Origin of the sequence: Streptomyces panaciradicis, assembly GCF_023516615.1 — a bacterium.
GTDB lineage: Bacteria > Actinomycetota > Actinomycetes > Streptomycetales > Streptomycetaceae > Streptomyces > Streptomyces panaciradicis.
In genome coordinates, this window is sequence record NZ_JAMGBF010000221.1 from 1 (window position 1) to 7,392 (window position 7,392).

General features: G+C 73.6%; 7 protein-coding genes. 3 read left to right on the plus strand and 4 right to left on the minus strand.

Annotation, left to right across the window (positions count from 1 at the left end; genetic code table 11):
• Window positions 1-106: 106 nt before the first annotated feature.
• The 3 genes from M8J74_RS41580 (at window position 107) to M8J74_RS41590 (ending at window position 3,134) form a co-directional block, all read left to right on the plus strand.
• The gene (locus M8J74_RS41580; protein WP_249841363.1) at window positions 107-1,468 is read left to right on the plus strand and encodes a C40 family peptidase; all 1,362 of its coding nucleotides are present in this window, start codon (window positions 107-109) and stop codon (window positions 1,466-1,468) included.
• A 457-nt stretch (window positions 1,469-1,925) separates the two neighbouring features.
• Window positions 1,926-2,681 (plus strand): helix-turn-helix transcriptional regulator, encoded by a 756-nt coding sequence (locus M8J74_RS41585; protein ID WP_249841364.1) that lies wholly within the window; start codon window positions 1,926-1,928, stop codon window positions 2,679-2,681.
• Window positions 2,682-2,708: 27 nt separating this feature from the next.
• Entirely contained in the window at window positions 2,709-3,134 is a 426-nt protein-coding gene (locus M8J74_RS41590) for a VOC family protein (RefSeq protein ID WP_249841360.1), read from the plus strand.
• A gap of 9 nt (window positions 3,135-3,143) precedes the next feature.
• Here M8J74_RS41590 and M8J74_RS41595 read toward each other — a convergent pair whose 3' ends face one another.
• From M8J74_RS41595 to M8J74_RS41610, 4 genes are all read right to left on the minus strand, one after another.
• Window positions 3,144-4,079, minus strand: coding sequence for an RNA polymerase sigma-70 factor (locus M8J74_RS41595; RefSeq protein ID WP_249841361.1), 936 nt, complete (start codon window positions 4,077-4,079; stop codon window positions 3,144-3,146).
• A complete protein-coding gene (locus tag M8J74_RS41600; protein ID WP_249841365.1) occupies window positions 4,076-5,017 on the minus strand; it encodes an NAD-dependent epimerase/dehydratase family protein in 942 nt (313 codons plus the stop codon). The genes M8J74_RS41595 and M8J74_RS41600 overlap by 4 nt, the downstream gene beginning before the upstream one ends.
• A 95-nt stretch (window positions 5,018-5,112) precedes the next feature.
• Entirely contained in the window at window positions 5,113-5,853 is a 741-nt protein-coding gene (locus tag M8J74_RS41605; RefSeq protein WP_249841362.1) for a VOC family protein, read from the minus strand.
• Window positions 5,854-5,885: 32 nt separating this feature from the next.
• Window positions 5,886-7,367, minus strand: coding sequence for an MFS transporter (locus tag M8J74_RS41610; RefSeq protein WP_249841366.1), 1,482 nt, complete (start codon window positions 7,365-7,367; stop codon window positions 5,886-5,888).
• Between the last annotated feature and the right edge of the window lie 25 nt (window positions 7,368-7,392).

Sequence of the window (7,392 nt, forward strand, 5' to 3'; positions counted from 1 at the left end):
GCCGGCCGCCGGACCCCGTCGCCCGGTGGCCGAGCTGCCCGCCGGTCGGCCGGCGGCGCTCCCCGCGGTGCCGCAGCCCCGGCAGGAAGCGGCCGCCCCGGCGCCCGTGGAGTCCCGGCAGACCTCGCTGCGCAAGTCCAAGCAGGAGAGCCAGCGCAAGGTCGCCGCGGCGAGCGACCTGCTGTACCGGTACGTCGCCCGGCAGACCTCCGTCCCGCGCCCCGCCGTCGCGCCGCAGCCCGACCGGAGCAGCTGGCAGGCCGCCCCGCAGGCGGCGGCTCCCACGGCGATCGAGGCCACGCCGGTCCAGCCCAGCTGGGCGGCCCAGGTCCAGCAGGCGGCCGCGTCCCGCACGACGAACGACTCCGCACCGGCCGGGCCGGACTGGACAGCCCCGCCCCAGCAGCCCGCCGCCGCGCCGACGCAGCCGGGCTGGGACACCGGCGCACAGCAACTCGTCGCACAGACGATGACCCCGACCGCACCGGCCCAACCCGGCTGGGACACCGGCGCCCAACAGCTCGTCGCACAGACCATGACCCCGACCGCCCCGGCACAGCCCAGCTGGGCGATACCGGCCCAGCAGACGGCGACGGCACGCACGAGCACCGCAGCCGCTCCGGCCCGACCCGGTTGGGACACCGGCGCACAGCAACTCGTCGCACAGACGATGACCCCGACCGCACCGGCCCAGCCCGGCTGGGACACCGGTGCCCCGCAACTCGTCGCGCAGACCATGGCCCCGTCTGTGCCGGGGCGGACGGGCTGGGACACCGGTGCACCGCAACTCATCGCGCAGACCATGGCCCCGTCTGTGCCGGGGCGGACGGGCTGGGACACCGGTGCACAGCAACTCATCGCGCAGACCATGGCCCCATCCGCACCGGCACAGACCGGCTGGGACACCGGTGCCCCGCAGATCGTCGCGGCGGCGCAGACCGACTGGCGGGACCCGGTGGCGCAGGAGCGGGCGCGGCGGGCGGCCGACGAGGCGCGGCGGTTGCGGGAGCCGTCGGTTCTGGACACCGGTGTGCCGGTGGTCGAGGAGCGGCGGGCGCCGCAGCCGACCGTCCTGGAGTCGGGCGTCCCGGCCGTCGAGACGCCCACCGGCACGAAGGCCGACCGTGCCGTGGAGTTCGCCCGCGCGCAGATCGGCAGACCGTGTCTGTGGGGGGCCGTCGGGCCGGAGTCGTACGACAACGCGGGACTCACCCAGGCCGCCTGGAAGGCCGCCGGGGTCGCGCTGCCGCGCAGCACGCACGAGCAGTCGAGCGCCGGCACGGTGGTCCCCCTCGCCGAGAGCCGTCCCGGTGACCTGATCTTCTTCCACGACAACTTCAGCCACGTGGGCCTCTACACGGGGAACGGCCTGATGATCCACGCTCCCGGGCCGGGTTCCGTCATCCGTGAGGAGTCGATCCACAACGCAGGTGAGGCGGCGATCCGCATCGCCGTGCGACCGGCCTGACGGTTCCGTCGCACCTCCGACCGTCCACAACCGAAGAGCGTTCCGGGCCCCGCGCCGCCAGTCGGCGCGGGGCCCTTCGTCATGCCGTCCCGCTCCGGCGCACCTGTCGGCAGAACGGACGGGCGCGCGGCGGTCGGCGACGACGCGGGCTGCGTGCGGAGGATCCGGCCCGGCTTCAGGCCGAGGCTGCCGTGCTGGTGAAGGTGCGGGCCGCCGGTCCCCCGTCCCGGCGGCCCGCGCCGGATCCGGGGTCGGAGGTGAACCGGCCGTCCCCCCGTGTCGAACCGCCGGGTCTCCCCCGCCGCGGCCGCCGGAGCGACGATGTGCTGGAGTGTTTCCGAGAGCGTCTTGGTGCTCGTCCGCATTCTGGGGCACCGTGGACGTCGTCCGGTATGGGTACAACTGCGTACGCGGAGTCGGAAACGTGGCACAGACGCTGGTCGGAGCCCATGAACGCATGCTGTCGGTGGCCGTCGCGGCCCTCAACGAGAGCGAGCCGGAACGGCTGTGGCCGCTGCTGGCCGAGGCACTGCCGGCGCTGTGCGGCGGCGAGACGCTGATCTACAAGCTGGACGAGTGGAACGCGTCCTCGGGCACGGTCGGCATGCCCGCCGCCGTCGCCGACGACTTCGCCCGGCTCGACGCGGAGTCCCTGGGTTTGCTGCGGGAGGGCTACCCCTTCGCGCCCCTGTACACGGCGGGCCGGGACCGCACCCCGGTCACCGCCCGCCGGGCGGCCGGCCGCGCCTGGTCGACGAGCCCGACGGCGCGGCTGATCGGCGGCCTCATGGACGCGGACCATGTGCTGGCCATCCCGCTGCCGAAGGCGGGGGGCCCGATCACCGGCTGCATGGTCTACCGCTCGGGCGGGGACTTCACCGACGACCAGGTCCGGGCGGCGTGCGAGTTGCAGCCGCTGCTGGCCGCGGTCGACCGGCAGCGGCAACTGCTGGAGCGCCTGCGGCGGTCCGCCGGCACCGCCCGCGACCGGGCGGCCGACACCGGTCTGACCCCGCGGGAGACGACCGTCCTGCTGCTGCTCACGGACGCGCTGACCGCGGACGCGATCGGCCGCCGGCTCGGCATCTCGGACCGTACGGTCCACCAGCACGTCGAGAAGATCTACCGCAAACTGGGCACACGCGACCGCATCAGCACGGTCCTGCGCGCCCAGCAACTCGGCCTGGTGCCCGCACCGTCCGCACGGCGGTAGGGGCGCCGTCACCCCTCGGAGCCCGCGATGAAACCGAACCGCTCGATCCCCGCCGCGACGGTCATCCCCGTGCTGATCTACCCGGACGTGCGCGCGGCGGTCGACTGGCTGGGCGCGGCCTTCGGCTTCGTCGAGCGGGTGCGGATCGGCGAGGACCACCGCGCCCAACTCGCCTACGGAGACGGGGCGGTGATCGTCGGAGACGTCCGCAAGGACCGCCGGCCGCCCCGCCGCGGCGAGGTCACCCACTCGGTCACCGTCCGGGTGGCGGACGCCCGGGCCCACTGCGAGCGGGCCCGCGAGCACGGCGCCCGCATCCTCATGGAGCCGACCGACTTCGAGTACGGCGAGCGCCAGTACACGGCCGAGGACCCGGCCGGTCACCAGTGGACGTTCTCCCAGACGCTCGCGGACGTGGCTCCCGAGGAGTGGGGCGGGACGTCCGTCGGCTGATCGGCGCGCTCAGCCGGTCCGGCCGGTCTGGAGCCGGCGTGCCCGCTCCGCCTCCCGCCGGAGCGCCCACGCGTCCGCGACCGGCCCCAGGTGCCCGAGCTTGTCGGGGTTGATCACCGAGCGGATCGCCCGGACCCGTCCGTCGACGACGTCGAGCATCATGGCGCTGACGACCCTGCCGTCCCGGTCGCGAAGGAGCGCCCCCGGCGCGCCGTTGACCTCCCGCGGCTCCAGTACGACACCGACGGCGCGGATCTGCGGCGCGAACTCGGCGAGGACGCGGGCCACATGCTCGGCGCCGACGACGGTGCTGGCCAGCTGCGGCGCCTTGCCGCCGCCGTCGCCCGCCATGTGCACGTCGGCGGCGAGGAGTTCGCGCAGCGCGTCGACGTCGCCCTCCCGGAAGGCGTCGAAGAACCGCCCGGCGAGTTCCTCCCGCTCCTTGCGGCCGGCCTCGAACCGGGGCCGGCCGGCGTCCATGTGCCGGCGGGCCCGTACGGCGAGCTGGCGGCAGGCCGCCTGCGAGCGGCCCACGGCCGAGGCGATGTCCGGGAAGCCGAACCCGAAGACCTCGTGCAGCACGAAGACCGCCCGCTCCAGCGGGGTCAGCCGCTCCAGCAGCAACAGGGCGGCCGTCGACAGCGAGTCGGACAGTTCGGCGGAGCGCTCCGGGTCCTCGTAGGGGTCGGCCAGCAGCGGCTCGGGGAACCACGGGCCGACGTACTCCTCGCGCCGTACCCGGGCCGAGCGCAGGACGTCGACGCAGATCCGGGTGACCACCGCCGAGAGGTAGGCCTTGGTCGAGGTGGGCCGGGTCGCGGCGGCCTGCCAGCGCAGCCACGCCTCCTGGAGCGCGTCCTCCGCCTCGCTCACGCTGCCGAGGATGCGGTAGGCGATCGCGAACAGCAGCGGCCGCAGTTCCTCGAACTCCTCGGTGCGGGTCACGCCAGCTCCTCCTTGAAGCCCTGCCGCCAGGAGGCGTGGCGCAGCTCCCATCCGAGTTCCTGCTTGGCCTTGGCGTTGGAGAAGCCGCGCCCCTCCGTCATCATGATCACCGCCTGGTCGCCGGCCAGCAGCCGGGCCAGCCACACGGGCACCCGGCGCGGCGGTTTGGCCCCGGCGCACGCGGCGAGGTGGGGCAGCCAGTCGCTCGCGGGGGCCGGTTCGTCGTCGACGATGTTGAACACGCCGGCCGCCTTCTGCTCCACGGCCAGCACCGTGGCGCTCGCGGCGTCGTCGAGGTGGATCCAGGAGCTGTACCCGGCGGCGCTGCCGACCAGCGGATACTGCCGCTTGCGCACCAGCACGACCTGGTCGTCGATGGCACCGGGCCCGTAGAAGGCGCCGTAGCGCAGGACCGCGCCGCCGTAGGCGAGGACCGCCTCCTCGGCGTGCCGCATCGCCTCCATGCCCGCCTGCGCGGCCGTGCCCTCCAGGAGGTCCAGCGGGTCCTCCTCGGTCTTCACCCGGCCGCCCCGGCGGATGCCGTTCCAGCTCGCGTAGCCCTGCGCGACGACGTGCGGGACGCCGGTCGCCTGGGCGGCGGCCAGCAGGTGGTCCGTGCCCTCGGTGCGCAGCCGGTTCGTCGTGGCGAACCAGCGGTCGGGGTGCTTCAGGTCCGGTTTGCCGGCGTGGGCGACGGAGATCGCGGTCATCTGGTGCACGATCGCGTCGGGCCGCGCCTGGGCGACGGCCTCGCCGACCGAGGCCGCGTCCAGCCCGTCCATCACGACGCCCTGCGCGCCCAGCCGCTGCAGCAGCCCGAGTTTGACGGCGCCGGTCGTCGTAGCCGTCACCTGATGTCCCCTGGCCACGAGCTGCGGCACCAGCCGCCGCCCGAGCACTCCGGATCCGCCCGCCACGAACACCCGCACGATGATCACCTTCCCGGTCCCCGCATCAGTTCTCACCGACAGGACGAGACAGCCACCCCTGTCTGTGACATGGGCGGGTGATCGGCGCGCACGGCTCGCGTGCGTCAGGACGGGGCGAGCACGCAGAACTCGTGGCCCTCCGGGTCGGCCAGGCAGGTCCAGGGGACGTCGCCCTGGCCGAGGTCGAGGTCGATGGCGCCGAGGGCCCGCAGCCGGGCCACCTCGGCGTCCTTGTCGTCACCGGGGCGGGGCAGCAGGTCGAGATGGACGCGGTCCGGGACGGTCTTCGCGTCGGGTGTGCGCAGGAACTCCAGGTACGGGCCGGTGCCCTCGGCCGTCCGCCAGACCGCGCGGTCGTCGGCCACCTCGTGCGGGGTCCGGTCCAGCGCCTCGCCCCAGAAGCGGGCCATGGCCCGGGGATCGGCGCAGTCGACCACGATCGCGGCGATCGGGCCGGTGTCGCGGTAGACGTCCCGGGGCTCCAGCACGCAGAACTCGTTGCCCTCGACGTCGGCGAGGACCGTCCACGGCACGCTGCCCTGGCCGACGTCGACGGGCGTCGCCCCCAGGTCCCGCACCCGCTCCACGAGTTCCGCCCGGTGGGCCTCGGAGGTGGTGGCGAGGTCGAGGTGCAGACGGTTCTTCGTCGTCGTCCCGGGGTCGGGGACGGGAACGACGTCGATGCCGACGAAGACCGGGTCCGGCCAGATCAGGCCGCCGGCGGGTCCGACGTAGGTGGTCACGCCGGGGTGGTACGCGCTCCAGCCGAGCGCCTGCGCCCAGAACCGGCCGACCGCCACGGGGTCGAGTGCCTTGATGTTCACCTGAACAGGTCGCACTGCCATGCCGGTGATCCTATGCACCGGCCGCGGGAGTTTCAGGCCGCTCCGGGGCCCACTCCGCCCTTGAGGCGGTCCAGGTCGGACGGGCGGACCTGGATGGCGAGGACGGCGACCAGGGCGGCGACGACGGTGAAGATCGCCGCCGTCACGAAGGCGGCGGAGATGCCGGCCGTGAGGACCTCGTCGGACCAGGGGCTCGGCAGTTTACCGGTCTGCCGGAAGCGCAGGCGCTCGGCGGGACTGGCCTGCGCCAGGAATGCGGTGACCTGTTTGTGGGCCTCGTTGGTGCTGGCCGTGCCGAACATGGTGACCAGGATGGACAGGCCGAGCGAACCGCCCACCTGCTGCATGGCGTTGAGGAGCCCGGAGGCCGCGCCGGTCTCCCGGGCGGAGACGTCGGAGAGCGCCATGAGGGTGAGCGAGACGAACTCCATGCCCATGCCCAGGCCGAAGACGCAGATCGGGCCGAGGATGCTGCCGGCGTAGGTCGAGTCGACGTCGGTCAGGGTGAGCCAGGCCAGACCCGCCGCCGCGAGCACGGCCCCCACCACCATGAAGGGCTTGGGACCGAACCTGGGCAGGAACCGGGAGGCGAGCGCCGCGCCGACCGCGATCACCGCGCTGACCGGCAGGAAGGCGAGCCCGGCCTGCAACGGGCTGAAGCCGAGCACGTCCTGGACGAAGAGCGTCAGGAAGAAGAACATGCCGAAGATCGCGGCGGCGAGGCTCAGCATGATGCCGTAGGTGCCCGCGCGGTTGCGGTCGGCGAACATGTGCAGCGGGGTGATCGGCTGGTCGGAGCGCCGCTCGATCAGGACGAAGGCGGCGAGGACGACCACGGCGGCACCGAACGAGGCCAGCGTGAACGCGTCCCGCCAGCCCTCCTGCGCGGCCCTGATGAACCCGTACACCAGCAGCACCATGCCCACCGTGGAGGTCAGCGCGCCGGCGATGTCGAAATGGCCCGGGTGGCGTTCGGACTCCCTGATGAAGCGGGGTGCGGCGAGGGCGATCAGCACCCCGATGGGCACGTTGACGAAGAACACCCACCGCCAGTTGAGCCACTCGACGATCATTCCGCCCGCGAGCAGGCCGATCGCGCCGCCGCCTGAGGAGACCGCGGCGAAGACGCCGAAGGCGCGGTTGCGCTCCGGCCCCTCGCGGAACGTCGTGCTGATCAGGGCGAGCGAGGTCGGGGAGGCGATGGCCCCGCCGACGCCCTGCAGGGCGCGGGCGGCGAGGAGTTCACCGGAGCTCTGGGCGAGGCCGCCGAGCAGGGAGGCGAGCGCGAACAGCAGCACCCCGAGGATGAACATGCGGCGTCTGCCGAGGATGTCGCCGGTGCGCCCGCCCAGCAGCAGCAGCCCGCCGAAGGTGAGCGTGTAGGCGTTGACCACCCAGGACAGGCTGGTGGTGGAGAAGTTCAGGGCGCTCTGGATGTGCGGCAGCGCGATGTTCACGATGGTGATGTCGAGCACCACCATGAGCTGGCAGGACGCGATGACCAGCAGCGCCATGCCGTGTCCTCCGCCGCCCGGTTCC

Bases quoted from the DNA above. Each gene is read 5' to 3' on its own strand.
- M8J74_RS41585 (WP_249841364.1), top strand. From the start codon at position 1,926: ATGCTGTCGGTGGCCGTCGCGGCCCTCAACGAGAGCGAGCCGGAACGG.
- M8J74_RS41590 (WP_249841360.1), top strand. From the start codon at position 2,709: ATGAAACCGAACCGCTCGATCCCCGCCGCGACGGTCATCCCCGTGCTG.
- M8J74_RS41605 (WP_249841362.1), bottom strand. From the start codon at position 5,853: ATGGCAGTGCGACCTGTTCAGGTGAACATCAAGGCACTCGACCCCGTG.
- M8J74_RS41610 (WP_249841366.1), bottom strand. From the start codon at position 7,367: ATGGCGCTGCTGGTCATCGCGTCCTGCCAGCTCATGGTGGTGCTCGAC.